At 41.1% G+C, this 23001-nt stretch carries 18 protein-coding genes; 7 read left to right on the top strand and 11 right to left on the bottom strand.

From position 1 onward, the window contains the following. Nucleotides 1–39: 39 nt before the first annotated feature. Both HUN22_RS02760 and dapB read right to left on the bottom strand, forming a co-directional pair. On the bottom strand, nt 40–693 hold the full coding sequence (locus tag HUN22_RS02760; protein ID WP_174726419.1) for an START domain-containing protein: 654 nt from the start codon (nt 691–693) through the stop codon (nt 40–42). 51 nt (nt 694–744) lie between these two features. Further along, nucleotides 745–1566 (bottom strand): 4-hydroxy-tetrahydrodipicolinate reductase, encoded by an 822-nt coding sequence (gene dapB, locus HUN22_RS02755; RefSeq protein WP_002119175.1) that lies wholly within the window; start codon nt 1564–1566, stop codon nt 745–747. 182 nt (nt 1567–1748) lie between these two features. Between dapB and HUN22_RS02750 the strand changes: the two genes are divergently transcribed. Further along, complete coding sequence (locus HUN22_RS02750) at nt 1749–2102, top strand: hypothetical protein (protein WP_174726418.1); 354 nt, start codon at nt 1749–1751, stop codon at nt 2100–2102. 115 nt (nt 2103–2217) lie between these two features. On the opposite strand, the gene dnaJ is transcribed toward HUN22_RS02750, so the two are convergent. The 4 genes from dnaJ to HUN22_RS02730 form a co-directional block, all read right to left on the bottom strand. Beyond that, complete coding sequence (dnaJ, locus tag HUN22_RS02745; RefSeq protein ID WP_002119101.1) at nt 2218–3330, bottom strand: molecular chaperone DnaJ; 1113 nt, start codon at nt 3328–3330, stop codon at nt 2218–2220. Nucleotides 3331–3433: 103 nt separating this feature from the next. Then, nucleotides 3434–3811: a hypothetical protein gene (locus tag HUN22_RS02740; RefSeq protein WP_174726417.1), complete on the bottom strand. Its 378-nt coding sequence runs from the start codon at nt 3809–3811 to the stop codon at nt 3434–3436. A gap of 139 nt (nt 3812–3950) precedes the next feature. Next, entirely contained in the window at nt 3951–7076 is a 3126-nt protein-coding gene (locus HUN22_RS02735; protein ID WP_174726416.1) for an efflux RND transporter permease subunit, read from the bottom strand. 2 nt (nt 7077–7078) lie between these two features. Continuing rightward, on the bottom strand, nt 7079–8179 hold the full coding sequence (locus HUN22_RS02730; RefSeq protein ID WP_174726415.1) for an efflux RND transporter periplasmic adaptor subunit: 1101 nt from the start codon (nt 8177–8179) through the stop codon (nt 7079–7081). Between the two features lie 149 nt (nt 8180–8328). On the opposite strand from HUN22_RS02730, the gene HUN22_RS02725 reads away from it, so the two are divergent. From HUN22_RS02725 to HUN22_RS02710, 4 genes are all read left to right on the top strand, one after another. After that, nucleotides 8329–8952 carry a TetR/AcrR family transcriptional regulator gene (locus tag HUN22_RS02725; RefSeq protein ID WP_174726414.1) on the top strand — a complete coding sequence of 208 codons (624 nt, stop codon included), beginning with the start codon at nt 8329–8331 and terminating at the stop codon, nt 8950–8952. A gap of 171 nt (nt 8953–9123) precedes the next feature. Next, nucleotides 9124–11808: a phosphoenolpyruvate carboxylase gene (gene ppc, locus HUN22_RS02720; protein ID WP_174726413.1), complete on the top strand. Its 2685-nt coding sequence runs from the start codon at nt 9124–9126 to the stop codon at nt 11806–11808. 297 nt (nt 11809–12105) lie between these two features. Next, nucleotides 12106–13401, top strand: a complete 1296-nt coding sequence (locus tag HUN22_RS02715; protein WP_174726412.1) for a solute carrier family 23 protein — start codon at nt 12106–12108, stop codon at nt 13399–13401. Between the two features lie 80 nt (nt 13402–13481). Then, entirely contained in the window at nt 13482–14372 is an 891-nt protein-coding gene (locus HUN22_RS02710) for a LysR family transcriptional regulator (protein WP_174726411.1), read from the top strand. Nucleotides 14373–14380: 8 nt separating this feature from the next. Here the strand turns inward: HUN22_RS02710 and HUN22_RS02705 are convergent, their stop codons facing one another. The 3 genes from HUN22_RS02705 to ilvD form a co-directional block, all read right to left on the bottom strand. Continuing rightward, a complete protein-coding gene (locus HUN22_RS02705) occupies nt 14381–15112 on the bottom strand; it encodes a sulfite exporter TauE/SafE family protein (protein WP_368074572.1) in 732 nt (243 codons plus the stop codon). A gap of 78 nt (nt 15113–15190) precedes the next feature. Beyond that, on the bottom strand, nt 15191–16480 hold the full coding sequence (locus HUN22_RS02700; RefSeq protein WP_174726410.1) for a hypothetical protein: 1290 nt from the start codon (nt 16478–16480) through the stop codon (nt 15191–15193). Between the two features lie 314 nt (nt 16481–16794). Next, the gene (gene ilvD, locus HUN22_RS02695; protein WP_062850352.1) at nt 16795–18624 is read right to left on the bottom strand and encodes a dihydroxy-acid dehydratase; all 1830 of its coding nucleotides are present in this window, start codon (nt 18622–18624) and stop codon (nt 16795–16797) included. A gap of 347 nt (nt 18625–18971) precedes the next feature. Here ilvD and fmt point away from each other — a divergent pair, with 347 nt between their 5' ends. After that, on the top strand, nt 18972–19934 hold the full coding sequence (gene fmt, locus HUN22_RS02690) for a methionyl-tRNA formyltransferase (RefSeq protein WP_174726409.1): 963 nt from the start codon (nt 18972–18974) through the stop codon (nt 19932–19934). After that, entirely contained in the window at nt 19931–21235 is a 1305-nt protein-coding gene (gene rsmB, locus HUN22_RS02685; RefSeq protein ID WP_174726408.1) for a 16S rRNA (cytosine(967)-C(5))-methyltransferase RsmB, read from the top strand. Before fmt ends, rsmB begins: the two co-directional genes overlap by 4 nt. 40 nt (nt 21236–21275) lie before the next feature. Here rsmB and HUN22_RS02680 read toward each other — a convergent pair whose 3' ends face one another. Together HUN22_RS02680 and HUN22_RS02675 are read right to left on the bottom strand one after the other, a co-directional pair. Further along, nucleotides 21276–21419 carry a methionine/alanine import family NSS transporter small subunit gene (locus tag HUN22_RS02680; protein ID WP_002119126.1) on the bottom strand — a complete coding sequence of 48 codons (144 nt, stop codon included), beginning with the start codon at nt 21417–21419 and terminating at the stop codon, nt 21276–21278. A 12-nt stretch (nt 21420–21431) separates the two neighbouring features. Then, the gene (locus HUN22_RS02675) at nt 21432–22910 is read right to left on the bottom strand and encodes a sodium-dependent transporter (protein ID WP_174726407.1); all 1479 of its coding nucleotides are present in this window, start codon (nt 22908–22910) and stop codon (nt 21432–21434) included. Between the last annotated feature and the right edge of the window lie 91 nt (nt 22911–23001).

Below are 23001 nucleotides of genomic sequence, written 5' to 3'. Positions count from 1 at the left end.
AAAAAAAAGCGCCTGAATCAGGCGCTTTTTTTAAGCTATTTATTTTAAAATTTCTGGTAATTTCGGGTTTTCATAAATCGGACTCGTTACTTCCCGCTTCATTTTAAGCAACATCTGGTAAGGCTGCTGTTGAACAAACATATTTACAAAGCTCAACGGAATTGCCCCAGCAGGATCAGCATAACCACTGGTCGTTACTTTCACCTTATTATTTGCAAGTTTCTGGAATGTCCAATCCCCTTCATAGCGCGTTAAGCGTACAACATCGGGCTGTATCGGATAATTTCCGCTAATTGCAGTATTTTTAATTGTCACAATGCCATTTGCGGCCTTGCTCATTTTTCCTTTTACAACGACATCACGATCTTTTAAAGGAAATGGAAAGTCCAACACCATATACAGTGTGAACTCACCTTTTTTCTCATCTTGAGACAACATTTCAACTTTGCCCATATAAGGCACCCACTGATCAGCACGATTTACATCTAAAATCACAGCGACAGCGCGCTCAAGTGGCACATCAAATGTGGTTTCCGCTTTATATTGAAAGACTGGATTATCCGTTTTTTGATAGGTCCAGACTTTAATATTATTGCGGTCTAAGCTGAGTTTAGCTTTTTCTGTAGAAGCAGCCCCCGTCCAAAGGCTGCTTAAGCAAAGAAGAGTGGTCAAAGCAATTTGTTTTTTATTCATGTTCTGCTCTATCTTGTTTTTCTCGCTACACATGGAATACGGACAGGGTTTTTAAACCTGTACGTCGTTCAATCCTAAAACATCTTTCATGTCATATTTACGCGCTTCACGGCCCACAACCCATGCCGCAGCTCGCACTGCACCAGCAGCAAAGTTCATACGGTTAGTGGCTTTATGAGTCACTTCAACACGCTCACCTTCACCAATAAACATGACTGTGTGTTCGCCAACGATGTCACCACCGCGAATAGTTTCAAAACCAATCGTTTGACGGTCACGTGGGCCTGTATGCCCTTCACGGCCATACACAGCAACTTCTTTTAAGTTACGGCCTAAAGTATCTGCAATTGCTTCGCCCATCATTAATGCTGTACCTGACGGCGCATCTACTTTATGACGGTGGTGAGCTTCAATCACTTCAATATCTACTGTATCGCCAAATACTTTTGCTGCAAGCTCAAGTAACTTGATTGATACATTTACGCCCACAGAATAATTTGCAGCGTAAACCACAGGGGTATGAGTGGCAACTTCGTCTAACTCAGCTTTTTGCTCATCCGACATACCTGTTGTACCAATAACCATGGCAACCCCGGCTTCACGGCAAAGCTTTAAATGCTGAGCAGTTGCAACTGGTGCAGTAAAATCAATGATTACATCGCAGTCTTTAAGAACTTCTGCCAAGTTTCCTGAAACCTTCACACCCACTGAACCAATACCAGCAAGCTCACCTGCATCAGTGCCCACCAAACTACTTTCCGGACGCTCTACCGCAGCAGCTAATTGATAGCCTGCCTGTTGAACTGCTTGAATAAGCGTACGGCCCATACGACCGCCTGCACCTAAAATACCAATGCGTGGAGCTGCTGACATAATCTTCCCAATCTTCGGTTTTACGTAATTTACCTACTATATCAAAACTCTTTGCTCATCTTAAAAAGTAAAAATTATTTTTTGAGATGAACTGAAATTTAATCTGTTTTCACAAAAGTTAAAGAATTGATCTGCACACTACGGACCACGAATGAAAAAAAGATGACTATAAGGAGTTCAGCATGCATTCGAGAATTATTGGCTTTACAGTAATGATGGGGATTATGAGTTCAGTGGCATTTGCAGAGCCTGCAATCCAGCCAGGAGACACATTAGAAAGCTTATCTAAAGCGCGTATTACAACAAACATAAATACTCAAACAGCAACGCCTACAGCTCAAACAAGCGATGCCAATACTGAGGTTAAAGTTGAAGATATTGACCCAATTATTGGTGAAACAACAGCAGAAGCACCGAAAGTAGCTGTACAGGCAGAAGCAGTAGCCGCACCAGTGATCGAAAATGCTCAGACTCTTGCTTCTAGCGAGCCGACTGTAAGTGTTGACGACATTGATATTGCTCATCCTACAGAGTAAGTAGTCGTAATTTTTCTTTTAAGCAGAATAAAAATAATAAGATACATCAGCGCAATAAAAAGGCGAATATTTTATCAATATCCGCCTTCTTTTTAATTTCTTATTTAATCAAGCATTAATCGAACAAACGATCAAAGAATGATTTTTTCTTTGGTGAAGAAGCACTGTCTTCGCCATCAAAAGAAGCTTGCAACTCTTTAAGTAATTCACGTTGGCGAGAATTTAAGTTGACTGGTGTTTCTACCACAATACGGCAGAGTAAATCACCGACCATGCTGCTACGTACTGGACGAACGCCTTTGCCACGTAAACGGAATAATTTACCTGTTTGAGTTCCCTCAGGAATTTTCAGGCTAACACGACCTTCCAAAGTTGGAATTTCAATTTCTTTACCAAGTGCAGCATCAGCAATGCTTACTGGTACATCCATATAGAGATCGGCACCATCACGTTGGAAAATTTCGTGTTCACGAACTACGACTTCAACGTACAAGTCACCTGATTGGCCATCACGAATAGCTTCGCCTTTACCGCTCAAACGAACGCGGTCACCATTATCTACACCCGCTGGAATTGTAACTTCCAACGTTTGTTGACGGTCAGCCACACCTGAACCATGACATGCCTGACAAGGGTTTTTAATAATTTTACCTTGGCCACGACACGTACCACATGTTTGTTGTACAGAGAAGAAACCTTGCTGCATACGTACTTGTCCTGAACCATGACAAGTTTTACAGGTTTCAACATCTTTAGGATTTTTAGAGCCTTTACCATCACACACATCACATGGTGCAGGAGCAGTAAAGGTAATGGTTTTTTTCACCCCTTTTACAGCTTCTTCAAGGGTAAGCTCCATAACATAGCGTAAATCTGATCCGCGACGTTGACGCTGTTGACGTCCACCACCACCGAATGCTCCACCGAAAATATCACCGAACTGGCTAAAAATATCTTCTGCACTAAATCCGCCGAAGCCACCACCGCCGCCGCCAAAGCCGCCTTCGAACGCATTATGTCCCATGCGATCGTACATGCTACGCTTTTCGCTATCCGATAAAACTTCATAAGCTTCAGCAGCTTCTTTAAATTTCTCTTCAGCTTCGGCATTGTCAGGGTTTCTATCAGGATGATATTTCATCGCCAATTTACGGTAGGCTTTTTTGATCTCATCATCACTTGCGGTTTTTGAAACGCCTAAAACCTCATAATAATCACGTTTAGCCATTTTTGGCGGTGCTCCTCACGGAATTTTATCAATACTCTATTGCCGACTAAATGGGGGACTTTAGCCGAATTTACAAGGGGGAAATGTTTAAAAAATAGATATATTAAAAAACTGCCTTATTTTTTAAATATTTAGACAAGCCTTTTAACCATGCATTTAATAGAAATAACCACGCAATCGCACTAAACACTACACCTGCAACTGTAGAGGCCGTGACCCAAAGATTACTGTCCCATGCAAAAAAGAAGAGCGGAATAAACCAGACCGCAGCAAAAATTGCCATACAAAGAAATAGAATCCCGTTGCGCATAATCCATAGTGCATGCGCATGAATCCAAACTTCTGCATTATCTACAACCGCCACTTTACGAGCGACCAAATAAGCAAAGGCCGCAAAAATAACTGTAAACAATGCAAGAAACATGAACGCATAAGAAGTTACTATATAACGGCGATGCTGTTCGATATGGTCTTGCCCCATCTGTATTTCACCTCAATTCACTGCATTTTGCCTATTTTTTATGCAGCGAAATAATCCTATATTTTTTGTGTAAAGACAGGTGCTACTATATTGGAGTTTTCAATATTTCGCACCTTTATTCACAAAAAAATTATGTATTTTATGCGGTTTTTTTCACCTTAAACCATGCTGCATAGAGCGCAGGTAGGAAAAATAATGTCAGCAGGGTGGCAACAATCAATCCACCCATGATCGCAACTGCCATCGGACCGAAGAAAATACTACGCGAAAGTGGAATCATGGCCAGAACTGCAGCTAAAGCAGTCAAAATAATTGGACGGAATCGACGCACTGTTGCTTCAATAATCGCGTCCCAAGCTGAATGCCCTGCCTGTCGATCCTGCTCAATTTGATCAATCAAAATAAGCGAGTTACGCATGATCATGCCTGAGAGTGCAATTGTGCCTAACATAGCCACAAAGCCAAATGGTTTGTTAAATAACAGTAAAAATAAAACCACACCAATTAAACCCAATGGAGCTGTTAACAACACAATGGTCGAGCGAGATAAGCTTTTGAGCTGAATCATCAGTAATGTCATAACAACTGCTAAAAACAGTGGCATGCCCGCATTAACGGAATTTTGCCCACGTGCAGACTCTTCTACGGTTCCACCCACTTCAATGAGATAACCACTTGGCAATTCAGCACGTAATTTATCCATTGATTCAGCTAACTCACCCACCACTGTAGCGGGCTGTAGTTGAGTGCGGATATCTGCGCGAACAGTAATGGTTGGTAAGCGGTTACGATGCCAGATTAAGCCATCTTCAAACTTATATTCAATTTTAGCGATCTGAGCTAAAGGCACAGTCGTTCCATTGGTCGTTGGAACAGCCAAACTTGCCAGTGAAGCCACTTCAACTCGCTCGCTCTGATCACCGCGTAAGCGGATTTCAATAAGTTCACGCTTTTCACGATATTGCTCAATCGCACTACCTGTAATTGATGCATTAATGAAATTCGCTAAATCCAAACTAGAGACACCCATTTGTCGAGCACGATCTTGGTCAATTTGAATTGAAATAATCTTACTCGGCTCACCCCAATCTAAATGCACATTGGTCGTATTCGGATTTTCGCTCATCAGTTTAGCGACTTTCTGTGCTTCTTGACGTACCAGATTTTGATCTTCACCCGACACACGATATTGCAACGGATAACCAACAGGAGGGCCATTTTCCAGTAATGACACGCGAGTACGAACTTGTGGAAGTAATTGCTTAATTTGTGTTTCTAACGAGCGACGAATTTCATCACGATCATCAAGTGACGATGCAAGTACAACAAACTGCGCAAAGCTGGCTTGGGGTAATTGCTGGTCTAAAGGCAAATAAAAACGTGGTGACCCTGTACCGACATAAGCCACATAGTTATCAATACCTTTTTGTTTAGACAGGAACTTTTCAACTTTTTTCACAGCTTGTTCTGTTGCTGTTAAAGACGCGCCTTCCTCAAGTTTTAAATCGACTAAAATCTCGGCACGGTTTGAAGGTGGGAAAAACTGTTGAGGAACCATCTTAAACATCAGTACAGAGAGCACAAAAATCCCCACCGTCGTTGCAATCACAGTTTTACGATAGGTCACACAAAACTCGACCATCTTTCTAAAACGTAGGTAAAAGCTAGATTGGTAAGGGTCGTAGTGGTGGTCCTGTGAAATGACCACAGTTTGCGGTTGCGGTTTTTTAGTTAATCTCGCCCATAAACGGACATACCAAGGTGCCTGATGGCCTATTTTGGTAAAATCGGGTAATAGCTTTTCACCTAAATAAGGTACGAATAAAACTGCCGCAACCCAAGACACCAATAAGGCAATCGTCACTACCTGAAAGATAGAGCGAGTGTATTCACCTGTACCAGACTGAGCCGTAGCAATGGGTAAGAAACCTGCCGCAGTAATTAATGTTCCGGTGAGCATCGGAAATGCTGTAGTTTTCCATGCAAATCCGGCGGCTTTAATCCGACTATAACCCTGCTCCATCTTAATCGCCATCATCTCAACGGCAATAATCGCGTCATCGACTAAAAGACCTAAGGCCAAGATCAGAGCACCGAGAGAAATCTTATGTAGGCCGACATCGAATAAACTCATACCCGCAAAGGTCATTGCTAAAACTAAAGGAATAGAAAAAGCGACCACTAAACCGGTACGGAAACCTAAAGAGAAAAAACTTACTAACAAAACAATAATAACTGCTTCAGCAAGTACCTTTATAAATTCCTGAATACTACGTTGTACTGCTACAGGCTGGTCAGAAACTTTTTGGAGTTTCATACCCAGGGGCAGGGTCTTTTGCAGTTGGGCAAATTCTGTCTCCAGATTTTTACCCAAGGCAATAATGTCACCGCCTTTACGCATCGATAAAGCAATACCAATGCCATTTTCACCCATGAAGCGCATACGTGGCTGAGCAGGTTGACTAAAACCACGATAGACATCAGCCACATCACCAAGCTGAATGGTTTTATCACCCACTAATAAAGGTAATTTCTTGATTTCATCAACATTTTGTAAGTGACCACTCACCCGAATCTGAATACGATCTGTGCCTGTTTCAAAAAATCCCGCACTAGCCATACTGTTTTGCTTCTGTAAGGCATCTTGAATCGCAGTCACCGGAATACCAAGCTGTACCGCTTTGGTGTTAGAAATCTCAATCCAGATTTTTTGATCTTGTAGACCAATTAATTCAACCTTACTAACATCCTTGACGCGTTGAAGCTGTAATTGCAAACGATCTGCATATTCTTTCAGAACTGCATAGTCAAAGTCTTTGCCTGTCAGTACATAAATATTACCGAAAGTGTCTCCAAATTCGTCATTGAAAAATGGACCTTGTACACCATTTGGTAGTTCATGGCGTATATCATTTACTTTCTTACGAACGTTGTACCAAACATCAGGAATCTTATCAGAAGTCAGTGAATCCTTAGCCACAAAAGTGACCAATGATTCACCTGGACGGGAGTAAGCCATAATCTTGTCATACTGCCCTGTTGTCATGAGTTCCTTTTCAATACGGTCAGTCACCAGCGTTGAAACTTCTTTTGCGGTTGCCCCTGGCCAGTAGGTCTGCACCACCATGACTTTAAAGGTAAATGGTGGATCTTCACTTTGTGATAATTTTGAATAAGAGATCGCACCGATAATACCAAGCAGTAGCATAAAATAAAGGACGATACCTTTATTTTTTAATGCCCATTCCGAGAGATTGAATTTCATGGTTACTTCACTCCCTGAATTTTCACTGCACGGTTTTCATGGTCAATCGGATGAATCTTCTGTTTATCACGGAGCAAATGCACACCACCAATCACAACCCAATCATTTGGTGTTAAGCCAGATAACACGGGTACACTGTCTCTGCCGTATGCACCTATCGTTACAGGTACTTTACGTAAAGTCTGATTTGCATTAACCACCCAGACATACGGCTGATTATCTGTTGCTGAAACACTTGAAAGTGGCACACTCATCACATTGGTTTGAGTCGAGCTAAAAAATACGCGTGCACTTTGTCCAAGCTGAATAGCAGATTGACCTTCTTTGAGTGCAACTTTCACTGTAAATGTACGGGACTGATCCGCTGCGGGAGAAACTTCGCGAACATAACCAGCAAATCGGTCATTCGGTTTAGACCATAAGGTAATCCAAGCGGCTTGACCAACTTTAATCTCGCTAACTGCTTGCTCTGGTACACCAATGACAACTTCACGTTCACCATCAATTGCAAGTTGATAAGCAGCTTGTCCCGCTGCAACGACTTGTCCAATTTCTATGTTTCGCGCAGTAATAACGCCATTTTTGTTAGAAACGAGTTGGTTATAACCGGTCTGGTTTGCAGAAACTTCATAGTTAGAACGAGCTTGCTGTAGAGCTGCTTGTGCCGCGTCGTACTGATTTTTTACCGTATCGAATTGTGAACGGCTTACTGCATTAATCGGGAGTAATTGCTGAAAACGCTTGAGTTCATCTGCTGCTGTTTTTGCTGAAGCCTGTGCATTATCTAGTTGAGCTTTAGCAGCATTTAATTGTAACTGAGCATCTGATACGTCAAGCTTTGCTAAAACTTGTCCCACTTTAACTCGGTCGCCTACATCCACATAGCGAGCAGTAACTTGTCCACCCACTCGAAATGCCAAAGCCGTTTGTTGTCTAGCCTGAACATCCCCCGCATAACTTTTTTGTTCATGGAGTGTGGTCAACGGTTGTGCCACCATCACATAGGGTATTTCTTCTGTTTTGGGTGCTTCTTTACTACATCCCATTAATGTGACCGTGCAAACAATCACCATACTCATGATGAGAGGTTTTAACAGATTCATATCTTATCGCTCTTATTCAAACTGATTTTTTAAGGCACAATATGCTTGCATCATAAATTGTTTATTTTTTAATTAATATACCCATGGGTACATTAATTAAAGAAAAACATATAAATTTCTATTTTTTTAAATTTTTATTAGAGGATTTTGTGCAAACAGTTAATCAAAGTGGTCGCCCCAAAGATCTGGAAAAACGTGCTCGTATCCTACAAGCCGCGAAAGCTATTTTTTTAAAATCTGGCTACCATGGTACCAGCATGAATCAGATTGCACAGGAAGCTGGTGTTACTAAGCTCACGGTTTATAACCACTTTCAAGACAAAGCGAACCTGTTTATCTGTGCAATTACACAAACCTGTGAAGAGACACTGAGTCCTAAACAATTTGAATTAGATGCATCGGCAGACTTTTATCAAGCACTCTTTATTGTGTGTTCTGGTGCATTGCAGATTATTTACTCACCTGAAGCGCTTAAACTTGAGCACGTATTATTCGAACTCGCAGCAGAACAAAGTCCACTCGCCCTACAGTTTTTTGATGCATCTCATACCCGCCTGCAAAATCAATTAGCTGAGTTTTTGCAAAAAGCGGCCCAATTAGGTTTTATTCAAACCGATAATCCTACTTATCAAACCGAGCTTCTTATGTCCTTATTGCTTGGCGTACGCCACCAGAAGGTTTTACTTGGGATCATTGCTGTACCAAATGCTCATGAGCTTGAACAAATTATTCAAGATGCTATTGCTTTATTCCTGCTCAAATATCGGAATTAAACCAAAGTCCGATTGTCAAAAGTTGTACTGAGTGCATGTCATCTTTTTAGTCTCAACATGCAAATTAAATGTTATTTTTTAAGCAAAAATTCACATTTTCTTACGCTCAAAGCTTGGAATGTTTGTTAATCGCGCTATATTCGATAAGAATAAGAACAGGAGAAAAATAGCATGGTTCAGCAAATCGATGTGCCACTGCGTGAGGATGTCCGCTTACTTGGCAACTTGTTAGGTGAAACCCTAAAACAACATGCAGGACAAGAACTGTTTAATCAGATCGAGCAAATCCGTGCTCTTGCCAAAGGCGCACGTGATGGTCAAGCTGAAGCCGAAAAGCAACTAGAACAATTATTTTTAGAACTGCCCGATGAAGAGTTACTTCCTCTTACCCGCGCGTTTTCTCATTTCCTCAATTTTGCCAATATTGCTGAGCAATATCATGTGGTTCGTAGCCGCAGACAAGCAGAATTTGATTCGGAGGCTAATTCTCCAAATCCGCTTGTTCACTTATTTCAGAAATTTAAAGATAAAAGTATTTCGACAGAAAAACTGTTCCAGCAAATTTGCGATCTTAAGATTGAATTAGTACTTACGGCGCATCCGACAGAAGTGAGTCGTCGTACCCTGATTCAAAAATATGATGATATTAACGCATGTCTCTCACAGCTTGATCAGCAAAAGCTTACGCCGCGCGAACGTCAAAATGCACTTGCGAACTTAAAGCAACAAATTAGTTCGGCATGGCAAACAGATGAAATTCGTCAGCATCGCCCGACTCCTGTCGATGAGGCAAAATGGGGCTTTGCAACCATTGAGCAAACGCTTTGGAATGCTGTACCTAAATTCATTCGTGAATTAAATGAGTTGGTTCAAGACAATTGCCAACAAAACTTACCACTTAATATTGCGCCAGTCCGCTTTGCATCTTGGATGGGTGGAGACCGCGATGGTAACCCGAACGTTACTCATCAAATCACTCAAGAAGTATTGTGGTTATCACGCTGGCAAGCTGCGGACCTCTACCTCAGAGATATTGAAAACTTACGTTGGGAACTTTCGATCCAGACTTGTTCTGAAGAAATGATTCAGGCAATTGGTAGCCAACATGCAGAACCTTATCGTGAATATTTACGTGCTACACGAGAGCGTTTAAAAGCAACTCGCCACTGGTTAGCTCAGCGCTTACAAGGCTTAGAAGCAGACGACAGCAATGTCATTAAAAGCAAAGATGAGCTTTTACAACCACTATTGTTGTGCTATCGCTCTTTAATTGACAGTAATCTGCCTGAAATTGCGAATGGTCAACTCCTCGACTTTATTTACCGTGTGAACTGTTTTGGTATTGAACTACTAAAACTTGATATTCGCCAAGAATCAGGTCGTCATCGCCAAGCGATTTCAGCAATTACTGAATATTTAGGTTTAGGTAATTTTGAATCATGGACTGAACAAGCGCGCCAAAACTTCCTGATTCAGGAATTACAAAGCAAGCGCCCGCTTTTGCCGAAATATATTAATGAGCCTGAAGGCAGTTTAATTGGTCATCCAGATGTTCAAGAAGTATTTGCAACCATGCGTACTTTAGCAGACCAACCGCCTGAATCTTTAGGGGCTTATATTATTTCGATGGCTGAATATCCAAGTGATGTTTTAGCTGTATTGTTATTGCAAAAAGAAGCAGGTATTCAGCACCCTTTACGTGTAGTTCCTCTATTTGAAACTTTAAAAGATTTAGATGGCGCTGCAACTACCATGAATACGCTGTTCAATATGCATTGGTATAAACAGCACATTCAAGGTAAACACGAAGTCATGATCGGTTACTCCGACTCTGCAAAAGATGCTGGTTTCATGTCTGCCAACTGGGCGCAATATCGTGCTCAAGAAGAACTGACCGCAATTGCTCAAACACACGGTGTACAGCTAACTCTGTTCCATGGTCGTGGTGGTTCAATTAGTCGTGGTGGTGCTCCAACCCAACAGGCTTTGTTCTCACAACCACCGGGTTCAATTTCTGGTGCAATTCGTGTCACAGAACAAGGGGAAATGATCCGCTTCAAATTTGGTCTAGAAGGCATTGCCATGCAAAACCTTGAGATCTATACCGCAGCAACACTTGAAGCGACTTTACTACCACCACCAGAACCTGAAGCCGAATGGCGTGAACTTATGAACCGCATGACAGATCATTCTGTTAAGGTCTACCGCCAAACAGTTCGTGAAAACCCACACTTTGTGAAATATTTACGTACGGTCACACCCGAGCTTGAATTACAAATGTTGCCTTTAGGTTCGCGTCCAGCAAAACGAAAAGTGAGTGGCGGCATCGAGTCTTTACGTGCGATTCCATGGGTATTTGCTTGGACTCAAATCCGTTTGATGCTACCTGCATGGCTAGGTACTGGCGCAGCAATTAATGAAGTGATTGCCGATCAGCAAAAAGCGACACTTGATGAAATGCTCCAGCAATGGCCTTATTTCCAGACACTCATTGATATGCTGGAAATGGTATTGTCTAAAGCCGATGCCAACATTGCACTCTATTACGAGTCTCATCTGACTGAAGATGAAGATTTGAAAGTTCTCGGCAACCAATTACGTCAACGTCTAAAAGATGCTGTTGAAACCTTGCTTGCATTAAAAGATGAATCAAAGCTTCTTAGCAATAATGAAGTTCTTGATCAGTCGATGCAGGTTCGTAAACCATACTTACTACCTTTGCATCTTTTACAGGCTGAACTTATGAAGCGACGTCGTGATTATCTCGCTGAACGTCAGGCTGAACATACCCCTGTTGACCATGCACTTATGGTAAGTATTGCAGGTATTGCGGCTGGTTTACGTAATACAGGCTAAACTGATTTTACCGATTGTTTTATAAAGCAGTGCATCGCGATGTGCTGCTTTTTACTTGCAAAGTTCTCTATTTTTCTCAAATTTTCCTCGATTTTCTATTTTTTAGAATATTTTTTTAAAATCAAAAAATTAATTTTTATGATAAAAAAATAACTAATTCCTTATATTTAGAATTCATAAAATTATACCAATCGTTAAAAAATAATTACTTTTCACAGACATACTTCTCTCTAGAGATTAAATGCATTCTCAAGAAAGAGTATCATTGCACCAATTAAAAAATAATGAGCTTATTTTATGTCCAACTGGTTTCCAAAATGGCAGCCTTACCAAGGTGATGTTGACCATCGACCGGTCTCTACCAATGAATATCTCCCACCTGTTCAAAGTGCTGTTTTAGGTATTCAACATGCATTTGCCATGTTTGGAGCGACTGTTTTAGCACCATTACTCATGGGCTTTAATCCTAACCTTGCTATTTTAATGTCTGGAATTTGTACCATCCTGTTCTTTTTAATTACAGGTGGTCGTGTTCCGAGTTACTTAGGATCAAGTTTTGCCTTTATTGGGGTGGTTGCAGCTGCAACCGGGCATATTACAGGTTCAGGTGCCAATCCAAATCTGTCTATGGCTTTAGGTGGAATCGTAGCATGTGGCGTTTTTTATGCCATTATCGGTTTTATTGTGATGCTTACGGGTACACGTTGGATTGAAAAACTCATGCCGCCTGTGGTGACTGGCGCTATTGTGATGATTATTGGTCTAAACCTTGCACCTGTTACGATTAAAGGCGTTGCAGGCCAACCATTTGAAATGTGGATGGCTTTAATTACCGTACTTTGTATGGGCAGTATTGCAGTCTTTACGCGTGGCTTATTACAACGTTTACTTCTGTTGATTGGTTTGATCTTGGCTTATGTTATTTATGCCATCACCACCAATGGGCTAGGTTTAGGTAAACCAATCGATTTTAGCCAGATCTCACAAGCTGCATGGTTTGGGATTCCAAGCTTTTCACATCCTACTTTTGACACCAAGGCTATGCTAATTATTGCACCAGTTGCGCTTATTTTAGTAGCAGAAAACCTAGGACATATTAAAGCTGTTGGCGCAATGACTGGTGAAAACCTGACTCCACAATTAGGTAAAGCTTTTGTTGCAGATGGTTTGGCAACAACGCTATCTGGTAGTGTCGGTGCACCAGGGATGACCACCTACGGTGAAAATATTGGGGTTATGGCAGTCACTCGCGTGTACTCAACCATTGTTTTTGTGATCGCAGGTGTCTTCGCCATTTTCTTAGGTCTATCTCCAAAATTCGGCGCGGTGATTAGTACGATTCCAAGTGCTGTCTTAACAGGCGCATCTATTGTCGTATTTGGTTTAATTACCATTGCCGGTGCAAAAATCTGGATCGAAAACAAAGTTGATTTTTCTAACAATAAAAATCTAATTGTTGCTTCAGTCACGATTATTTTAGGTGCCGGTAACTTTGAATTATTATTCGGTAACTTCAATTTAGGTGGTATTGGTACCGCAACTTTTGCAGCCATTATTTTAAATTGGCTGTTTAGTTTAAAAGATAAAACCTAAATTCAAAAAGGCAGCACAAGCTGCCTTTTTTTATTACGATTTAGTATGATGACTTTTTAGCCTTCAATACGTTCCCTCTCATGCGTTTTGATTTTTTTGATTTACAACTGGTTCTTCATATTGTCTCTACAGGTAGTCTAACCAAAGGTGCAGACCGCTCTGCGATTTCACTTCAAGCTGCCAGTGAACGTATTAAAAAACTCGAACAATATTTTGAAACGCCCTTATTTATTCGCCAAACTACTGGTGTAGAACTCACCACGGCAGGACACGCGTTTGTAGAACATGCACGTCAACTGATGGCACAAAAAGAGCAACTCGAACAAGAAATGCAGCGTTTTAGGCCACCTACATCAGAGTCATTAACGCTTTGGTGTAACTCTTCTGCTCAAAGCGAATATTTGCCTCCGTTATTACCACAATATTTGGTGCTTCATCCCGAAATGAACATTGATTTACACGAGGCAGAAAGTTCAGAAATTGTTGATGCATTAACGCAAGGAGTTGCAAATCTTGGGCTAGTCTCAAGTTTTTTTGATACCAGACATTTGCAAACCAAAGAGTTTGCTAGCGATCCATTAGTTCTGATTTGTCCTGCTACACATGAGTTAGCTCAATATCAAGAGCTGAACTTGGTAGAGGCTCTAAGCTATGGTTTTATTGGCCTTAAAGCCCACCACTCTTTGCAACAGTCCATTGAAACTCAAGCTAAGCTATTAGGCTTTAACATACAGTACCGTTTGCGGTTACCTAACTTTGGGGCGATTGCTGAGGTCGTTGCCAAAGGCGTTGGAATTGCGATTATGCCAGCTCGTGCTGCACAGCGTTTGCAATCGGATTATGACTTTCATTCTATTCAACTGCTAGGCGCGTGGGCAAATCGTAAACTGCTTTTGGCGACCCAAAATTTCAACCGGCTTCCTAGCAGTTACCAACAGTTTGCAGATTTTTTATTACAAAATCGCCCTTAAAAATTGGCTTAATGCGAAATCATATAAAGCCCTAATGACATCAAGCCTATAAAAAATATACGACGAAATAACTGCTCATTTAACCGATAACGGATTTTTTTACCTAACCACATTCCAATAAGCGCCGCCAACAATGCAGCAAAAGATAAACGATAGTCCAGTGTTACCCCGGACATTGGATTGTGATGTAAAAAGACTGCAAGACAAATGGTAGAGACCGTAAACGTTAATCCTAAAGCCTGTACCAACTCATCACGTTTTAAATTCAAAGACTGCAAATACGGTACGATAGGAATAATAATGACACCAGTTGCTACAGTCACTGCGCCGCCGATATATCCAATCATCGGTGATAGCCAACGTTCATACTTCCCTAAGTGTGGAAGTTTCTTTACGCATAGACCATAGAGCCCATATAAGGCCAACATACAGCCTAATAAAATTTCACTACTATGCCCATGACTTTGACTTAAAGTAGGTAAAAAGCTCCATATTGAACCTACTATAATGCCGACAAGTAACGTCCAGAAACGGCGAATAAACGCCCAGACATGTCCTTCAGCAAAAAGTTGCCAGACATTGGTGACCATTGAGGGAACAATGAGCAGAGATGCTGCCTGAAAAGGGCTCATTGCGATGGTGAGTAAGCCCATCGATACCGCGGGCAATCCTAAACCGATCATGCCTTTAATCATGCCGGCAAAGGCAAACACCACCATAATAATTGCTAGAAATGTCACTGTTTATCTCCGATTCCCTACTTGGTTATGCTACGGAAAAAACAGGTTCTGCCCTATTCTTGTTTTTAGAAGTGCGCCTCAATTAAAAGTTGAGGCGGTTTTATATTTTTCTTCTAATACATTGCTAAAAATACTTTCAATCATCCACACACGATACAAGCTATTAAATACATAAGTCTGGCCATCAATACGCAATTCTAAAACTGGTAAATCAGGCTGATGTTTATCTTTACACAAGGCATCATTCTGTGCCAAAACAGATTGCACATCTTGGTCAGTTAGCTGTTCAATGCCGAGTTGCTGCTGTAACTGTTGGAAATGTTTTAAGAAAGATAAATCTTTTCCTTTCGTCCAAACTGCCTGCAAGATCGTAAAAATTGTATCAATTTGCTGATTTTCTTCCACACTATAGAAAAGCTTTGCCATCTCGAGCGTACTTTCCTCGGTAGGGCGGCAAAATGGCGTAAAGGCTACACCTGTTCGTTTAGAAACACGTGTCGCTAAACTCCAGTCAAACCAGTCTCGACCTTGATAACTTAAAGGGTAAACTTTTAGTTGAATATCATAATAATCAGCCAGTTCTTCCTTGATATAGGCAAGTAACAACCAACTCATTGGGTCTTCTAAAGCAATATAGATATCAAGTTCAGGATGAAGCGTCTGAATCTCGGTAAGCGCCTCAGCATCATTAATCAAATGCTCACGCCATTCGATATGATTAATTAAAAAAATCGGATTACCCGTCAGTAGCTTTTGCTGCTTTAAACGACGAGTCAAACGTAATAAATCATCTACTGCGTGATATTTACGCCCACCAAATTCAAAGTATGCCGCAGGTACAGGCTCATCCGTAAAAATACGTTCTGAGAAATGTTGCGGAAGCTGATGTTTAACTGCCATGGCATGTAAAGTACGCAACTTTCCATATTGTTGTTGCCAAAGCATGTGGAAAATATCTTCTAGTAAATGGAAGAAATTCTGACCTTGTAATGGGGTTCTTTTTAATATGACTGCCGCTTGTTTTAAAGATTCTGGGCTTGGGAGTTCTGGAAATTCATCAAAACCGAAACGATGTTGTTTGGCTAATATCTTGGCATCATTTAGACAATAATTCTGCCATTCTTCATGCGACATGCTGTTTGGAGGTTCAGAAGCCGTATGCGAAATAATAATTTTTAAAGGTTTAAGTTCATCACTTAAAATTTCATCTAGCTGAGACAATTGCTGAACAGCCAAATAGCTATACACATCATCAAGTCGTAAATAAATACTTAAACCATTTTCCGTGGGTAACACCGCTTGACGAGAAGGCTTTTGGTAAAACCAGCTCGATCGAATAGGGTCAAACCAACGGCGTAGCAGTGACATGAGTTGTGCCTCTAAAAATTAAATCCTAAGCGAGATCAAAGATTGTTTTTGATCATAGTGCAAGGTAAAACAGTAGTCGAGATTGAAATATAACTACCTTAGTTTACGCAGAAAATAAGTCATGTTTTTAGCAAGTTTCTACGTAGGTGAAGATTTTATCACCATTTTATGGCAAACCCATAGAATGATCTAAAAACACCTTTTTCTACAAGCTGATTTTTTTTACCAGACATGAAAAATGCACCCCTAACATGATAGCAATTCATCGTGTTAAAGGGTGCATGATTCCTAATCAATTATTAAAATTGAATATTTTATAGAACGCGTACAGCTCCTTTCGCTGCACTTGTTGTATGCATTGCATAAACTTTTAACGCTTTTGATACTTTACGTTTACGTTCTTCTTTCGGATGCCAACCTTTCGCTTCTTGCACTGTACGGCGATGCGCCATAGTCGCATCATCAACGTTTAAGTGAATCGTACGGTTCGGAATATCGATTTCAATGGTATCGCCATCTTCAACCAAACCAATTGCACCGCCTTCAGCTGCTTCTGGTGAAACGTGTCCAATCGAAAGACCTGATGAACCACCAGAGAAACGACCATCTGTTACCAATGCACAGTCCTTTCCTAACCCTTTCGATTTAAGGTAGCTGGTTGGGTAAAGCATTTCTTGCATGCCCGGACCGCCACGTGGACCTTCATAACGAATCACAACCACATCGCCAGCTTTAATATCATGACCCAAAATTGCATCTACAGCTGCATCTTGGCTCTCAAATACACGTGCGGTGCCCGTAAATTTCAAGATTGACTCATCAACACCTGCAGTTTTCACGATACAACCATCAAGCGCGATGTTGCCGTATAGAACTGCTAAACCACCATCTTTAGAGAATGCATGTTCTGCATTACGGATAACACCTTTTTCACGGTCGCCATCTAAAGTTGCATAGTAGCGATTTTGAGAGAACGCAACTTGAGTTGGAACACCGCCCGGAGATGAACGATAGAATTCGTAAACGTCCGCATCTTCAGTACGAATAATGTCCCACTTATCTAATGCATCTTTTAAAGTTTTCTCGTGTACAGTCGGTACAGATACATCAAGTAAATTCGCACGATCCAGCTCGCCCAAGATCGCCATAATGCCACCCGCACGGTGTACATCTTCCATATGAACGTCTTGTTTTGCAGGCGCTACTTTAGACAATACAGGAACTCGACGTGATAACTCGTCAATATCGTCCATTGTAAAATCAACTTCCGCTTCACTTGCCGCAGCCAATAAGTGCAGAACGGTATTGGTTGAACCACCCATTGCAATATCAAGGGTCATCGCATTTTTAAATGCAGCCTTGGTTGCAATTGAACGAGGTAAAATACTTGCATCTTCTTGTTCGTAATAGCGCTTAGCCAATTCAACAATAAGCTGGCCTGCTTTTAAGAATAATTTTTTACGGTTTGCATGCGTCGCAACAATCGAACCATTACCCGGTAAAGATAAACCTAAAGCTTCTGTTAAACAGTTCATTGAGTTTGCAGTGAACATACCTGAACATGAACCGCATGTTGGACACGCTGAACGTTCAAATTCTTCAACTTCTTCGTCTGTATAACTTTCATCAGCCGCAACAACCATCGCATCAACAAGGTCAATCGCTTTTTCATTACCGCGGAATTTGACTTTACCTGCTTCCATTGGTCCGCCAGACACGAAAACAACAGGAATATTCAAACGCATCGCAGCCATCAGCATTCCTGGAGTAATCTTGTCACAGTTTGAAATACACACCATGGCATCTGCACAGTGTGCATTCACCATATATTCAACTGAGTCAGCAATCAAATCACGTGATGGTAGTGAATAAAGCATGCCGTCATGCCCCATTGCGATCCCGTCATCAACTGCAATCGTATTGAACTCTTTAGCAACACCACCTGCTGCCTGAATTTCTGCTGCGACAAGTTGCCCTAGATCTTTAAGATGTACATGGCCCGGCACAAATTGAGTAAATGAGTTGACCACCGCAATAATCGGTTTGCCGAAATCCTCATCTTTCATTCCTGTTGCACGCCATAAGCCACGTGCGCCAGCCATATTTCTTCCGTGTGTCGATGTTTTTGAACGATAGTCAGGCATTAGTGTTTCCAACAAGTTGTGCTTGAGCAGAATTTTTCCCGCTCTGGCGAATGAAACTGATATAGCGTTAGATCAGTCGGAATATTGACTCATCATCATAATTTGATCATTCTCCATTCTATAGAAGCAAATAATATTCGGAAAGCCAAGAACAGTAATAGTCAGTCAATATTTAGCAAAACTTACATGAATAATTTTTTATTTTTTTATAACCTTTTTTTATCAATAAAAGTTTTTCAATAATTTTTTGTTCACTATTTAAAAACTAAAACGCTCAATCGCCATGAGTTTAGGGCTTCAATCGTTTTTCACGTATACTACGCCTAAACTCTTTTTGGATTGCATTTGTGAAAATTATTTTTGCTGGCACCCCCGAATTTGCTGCAACAGCATTGGCGGCTTTATTAAAAACTTCCCATGAAATTATCGCGGTTTATACTCAGCCAGATCGTAAATCGGGTCGTGGACAAAAACTAACGCCCTCTCCTGTAAAACAGCTTGCACTAGAACATAATATCCCTGTTTATCAACCGCTACACTTCAAAGCTTCAACTGAAGAAGGTTTAGCAGCTCAACAAGAACTGGCTGCTTTAGGTGCAGATGTGATGGTGGTTGCAGCCTATGGTTTGATTCTTCCACAAACTGTACTCGATACGCCTAAATATGGTTGTTTAAATATTCACGGCTCACTATTACCACGCTGGCGCGGTGCAGCACCAATTCAGCGTGCAATTGCAACAGGTGATGAAGAAACAGGAATCACCATCATGCAGATGGCTGCCGGTTTAGATACAGGTGATATGATGTATAAAACATATTGCCCAATCACTGCCGAAGATACCTCTGCGACTTTGCATGACAAACTCGCAGCTCAAGGTGCAACAGCAATTTGTGCGGTACTCGAATCAGAAGCAACATTACAAAAATATTTGGCAGAACGCGAAGTTCAAAACGAAAGCTTAACCGTATATGCGCATAAATTAGTTAAATCAGAAGCTCGAATTGACTGGTCAACTGATGCTGTACAACTGGATCGAAATATTCGTGCCTTCAACCCTTGGCCAGTTGCCTTTATTAAACTTGACGAAAATAATGCTCTGCGTGTTTGGAATTCAATAATTTCTAGTCAAAACAAAGCGAATACCCAAGCTGGTGAAATTATTGCAATCGATAAACAAGGCGTACACATTGCTTGTGGTCAAGATTCATTTATTTGTCTGACTAGCGTGCAATGGCCGGGTGGCAAAGCATTAAATGCTCAACAAATTGCACAAACTCAAAAACTTCATGTAGGACAAATTTTGCCATGAGTCAGGTTACCTCAAATTCCTCACGTTTTAACCTGCGTGCTCAAGTCGTCCAGACCTTATTAAAAGTTCAGCAAGGCCAATCGCTCGCTAGTATTTTAAATACACAGCTCAATCAAGTCGCAGAGCGTGATCGTGCTTTATTTCACGAACTCGTTTTGGGTACATTGCGCCAATGGTTTGCGCTTAAATCAATTAGCCTACCTTTACTCAGCAAACCGTTGAACAACGAGACCGTGGAAACCTGTCTCTATGTGGGGCTTTATCAAGTTTTATGCACACGTATTGCAGCACACGCTGCTATTTCAGAAACAGTAGATGCGACTAAACAACTTGGGTTCCCTGCACTCAGTGGCATTGTAAATGCTATTTTGCGCCGAGCTACTCGTGAAACTGATGAGTTCGAGCAAGGTTTACAACAAGCACATGGCTTACCAAGTTGGCTTTTCAAACGGTTAAAAAAGGATTGGGGTGAGCAAACTGAAGCTCTTTGCCAATCGTTAAAGCAAGTTGCGCCTTTAACTTTAAGGGTGAACCAGCGTCATATTGGCCGCGATGCTTATTTAGCAAAATTACAGAGCTCAGAAATTCAGGCACGTGCATGTACTCTGTCTGAGGCAGGTATTGTTCTTGAACAATCTGTACAAATTACCCAGCTACCCGGTTTTGAGCAAGGCTGGTTTTCTGTACAAGATGAACACGCTCAGCTTTGCGCAACATTATTGCCAGATCTAAATGATAAAATAGTAGTTGATGCCTGTGCTGCCCCAGGGGGTAAAACAGCTCATTTACTTGAAAAGTTTAAACCCGCTCAGCTCATTGCAATTGATCAGGACCCAAGCAGATTAGTCCGTGTGACTGAGAACTTAAATCGCTTAGCACTTGATCAAAGTCATACAGAGATTTTGGCAGCCGACGCAACCGAATGGGTGCCTGCACAGCCAGTAGATTGTATTGTGCTTGACGCGCCTTGCTCTGCAACAGGTGTAATTCGTCGTCATCCTGACATACGCCTATTGCGCCAATCTAGCGATATAGCGCAAACCATTGAACTGCAAAAGCAGATCTTAGACCACATGTGGCAACAGCTCAAAGTTGGCGGGACATTGCTTTACATTACCTGCTCAATTTTGAAAGCTGAAAATGAACAGCAGATGATGAACTTTGTTGCTGAAAATCCAAATGCAAAAGAGATCAAAATTGATGCTGATTGGGGAATTGAGCAGACTCATGGTCGCCAATTATTACCTCAAGCGCAGTCTGGCGATGGATTTTATTATTGTAAAATCCAAAAAATTGCATAAAAAAAGCAGGCTTTAAGCCTGCTTTTTTACTCGACCAGCATCAAAGTGTGTGCTGATCTTTTACTTCTTCTAAAACGTCATCTAACTCTTCCGGATGTTTCGATAAATGGATAATGGATAAAGCCAAGCCACCCCATAAAAACACCATCGAAATTACCATCATCACGATTGCTGAAGTATTCATTATTCTATCCTCCTAGCGATCTTTCATTTTGCTTAAAACAATTGCAACGACTGCACAGAAAATCACACTACCCCAGCCGAATACACCTTGTAAGCTCATACTATAAGTATCATAGCCATTTTTGATCAAATTAAATACAGTCATACTGAGTGTAGTTAACAAGATTAATGATGTAATGACTGTTAAAGTGAAATCCCATCCTTTACCTAATTGGATAGTTGAAATGCGATTTACGTGATCACGAAGTTCCTTGAGTGCAGAACGTTTAAACCAAGTTACGGCAATAATAGACAGTAAAGCACCGCCAATAATACCGATGTTATTGATAAAGTGGTCCACGATATCAACTAACTTAATTGCGTTTACACTTGAGAATAAAATAATTGATACAAGCGCACTACCACCACCAATAATGGTTACAGCTTTTTTACGGCCCCATTTCAATTTATCTTGCATTGCTGCAATAGGTACTTCCAAAATGCTCACCATCGAAGAAATACCTGCAACGAAAAGTGAAGAGAAGAATAAGAAACCAAATAAATCGGCACCCGTACCTAAACTTGAAATAATTTTAGGGAATGCAATAAATGCTAACCCAATCCCGCCACTCACAACATCTTTAACTTCAGTACCTGCCGCATGTGCCATAAAGCCAAGCGCTGCAAAGATACCAATACCCGCTAAAATCTCTGTAGATGCATTTGCAAAACCAACGATTAAACCAGAACCAGTTAAATTCGTTTTTGGTTTCAAATAAGATGCATAAGTCACCATAATTCCGAAACCGACAGAGAGGGAGAAGAAAGTATGGCCATAAGCCGCTAACCAAACTTTATAATCCATCATTGCTGACCAGTTCGGCGTAAAGAATGCGTTCAAGCCTTGAACAGCGCCCGGTAAACGTAATGATTGAATCACTAAAATAGTGAATAGAATAAATAATAAAGGCATGAAAATCTTATTTGATAATTCCACACCTTTTTTCACACCACCATAAAGAATGATTAAAGTAAGTGCCCAAATCCCAACTATCGGCCAGAATAAATGACCTACGAACTGTAAGTCAAAACCGGTTGCTTTTGTAGTCTGCAAATAGGTATTAAAGAAGAAACCTTCCGGATCACTTCCCCACATTTGACCAATAGAGAAGTAAACATAACTACCAGCCCAGGTCAGTACACTTGCATAGTACAAACCAATGATGATACAGACACAAACCTGCCACCAACCTAATGTTTCTCCGCCTTTAAATAGGGCACGATAAGCTTTAGGAGGTGAACCCGTACTCCGATGACCTACCGCATAATCTAAGAATAGTAACGGTAAACCAGCAGTAATGAGTGCCAATAGATAAGGAATAAGAAACGCACCACCACCATTTTCATAAGCAACGTATGGAAAGCGCCAAATATTACCTAAACCTACAGCCGAGCCAACGGCTGCAATAATAAAACCAGATCGTGACGTCCAGTTTTCACGAGAATCTGCCATAGAACACCTAATGTTAAAAGATTACTTATTTTTACAGCTATTGTTGATTGTTATTCCGCATGCAAAAAAAGAACCAAAAAATACTTTTGTG

The organism is Acinetobacter lactucae, assembly GCF_013344765.1.
GTDB classification, from domain to species: domain Bacteria; phylum Pseudomonadota; class Gammaproteobacteria; order Pseudomonadales; family Moraxellaceae; genus Acinetobacter; species Acinetobacter lactucae_A.
The sequence above is the reverse complement of the archived record's forward strand: the minus strand, read 5'-3'. Positions and strand labels throughout refer to the sequence as shown.

Excerpts from the sequence above, each read along its gene's own strand:
- HUN22_RS02760 (WP_174726419.1), bottom strand. The coding sequence starts at position 693 with ATGAATAAAAAACAAATTGCTTTGACCACTCTTCTTTGCTTAAGCAGC.
- dapB (WP_002119175.1), bottom strand. The coding sequence starts at position 1,566 with ATGTCAGCAGCTCCACGCATTGGTATTTTAGGTGCAGGCGGTCGTATG.
- HUN22_RS02750 (WP_174726418.1), top strand. The coding sequence starts at position 1,749 with ATGCATTCGAGAATTATTGGCTTTACAGTAATGATGGGGATTATGAGT.
- dnaJ (WP_002119101.1), bottom strand. The coding sequence starts at position 3,330 with ATGGCTAAACGTGATTATTATGAGGTTTTAGGCGTTTCAAAAACCGCA.
- HUN22_RS02740 (WP_174726417.1), bottom strand. The coding sequence starts at position 3,811 with ATGGGGCAAGACCATATCGAACAGCATCGCCGTTATATAGTAACTTCT.
- HUN22_RS02735 (WP_174726416.1), bottom strand. The coding sequence starts at position 7,076 with ATGAAATTCAATCTCTCGGAATGGGCATTAAAAAATAAAGGTATCGTC.
- HUN22_RS02730 (WP_174726415.1), bottom strand. The coding sequence starts at position 8,179 with ATGAATCTGTTAAAACCTCTCATCATGAGTATGGTGATTGTTTGCACG.
- ppc (WP_174726413.1), top strand. The coding sequence starts at position 9,124 with ATGGTTCAGCAAATCGATGTGCCACTGCGTGAGGATGTCCGCTTACTT.
- HUN22_RS02715 (WP_174726412.1), top strand. The coding sequence starts at position 12,106 with ATGTCCAACTGGTTTCCAAAATGGCAGCCTTACCAAGGTGATGTTGAC.
- HUN22_RS02710 (WP_174726411.1), top strand. The coding sequence starts at position 13,482 with ATGCGTTTTGATTTTTTTGATTTACAACTGGTTCTTCATATTGTCTCT.
- HUN22_RS02700 (WP_174726410.1), bottom strand. The coding sequence starts at position 16,480 with ATGTCACTGCTACGCCGTTGGTTTGACCCTATTCGATCGAGCTGGTTT.
- ilvD (WP_062850352.1), bottom strand. The coding sequence starts at position 18,624 with ATGCCTGACTATCGTTCAAAAACATCGACACACGGAAGAAATATGGCT.
- rsmB (WP_174726408.1), top strand. The coding sequence starts at position 19,931 with ATGAGTCAGGTTACCTCAAATTCCTCACGTTTTAACCTGCGTGCTCAA.
- HUN22_RS02680 (WP_002119126.1), bottom strand. The coding sequence starts at position 21,419 with ATGAATACTTCAGCAATCGTGATGATGGTAATTTCGATGGTGTTTTTA.
- HUN22_RS02675 (WP_174726407.1), bottom strand. The coding sequence starts at position 22,910 with ATGGCAGATTCTCGTGAAAACTGGACGTCACGATCTGGTTTTATTATT.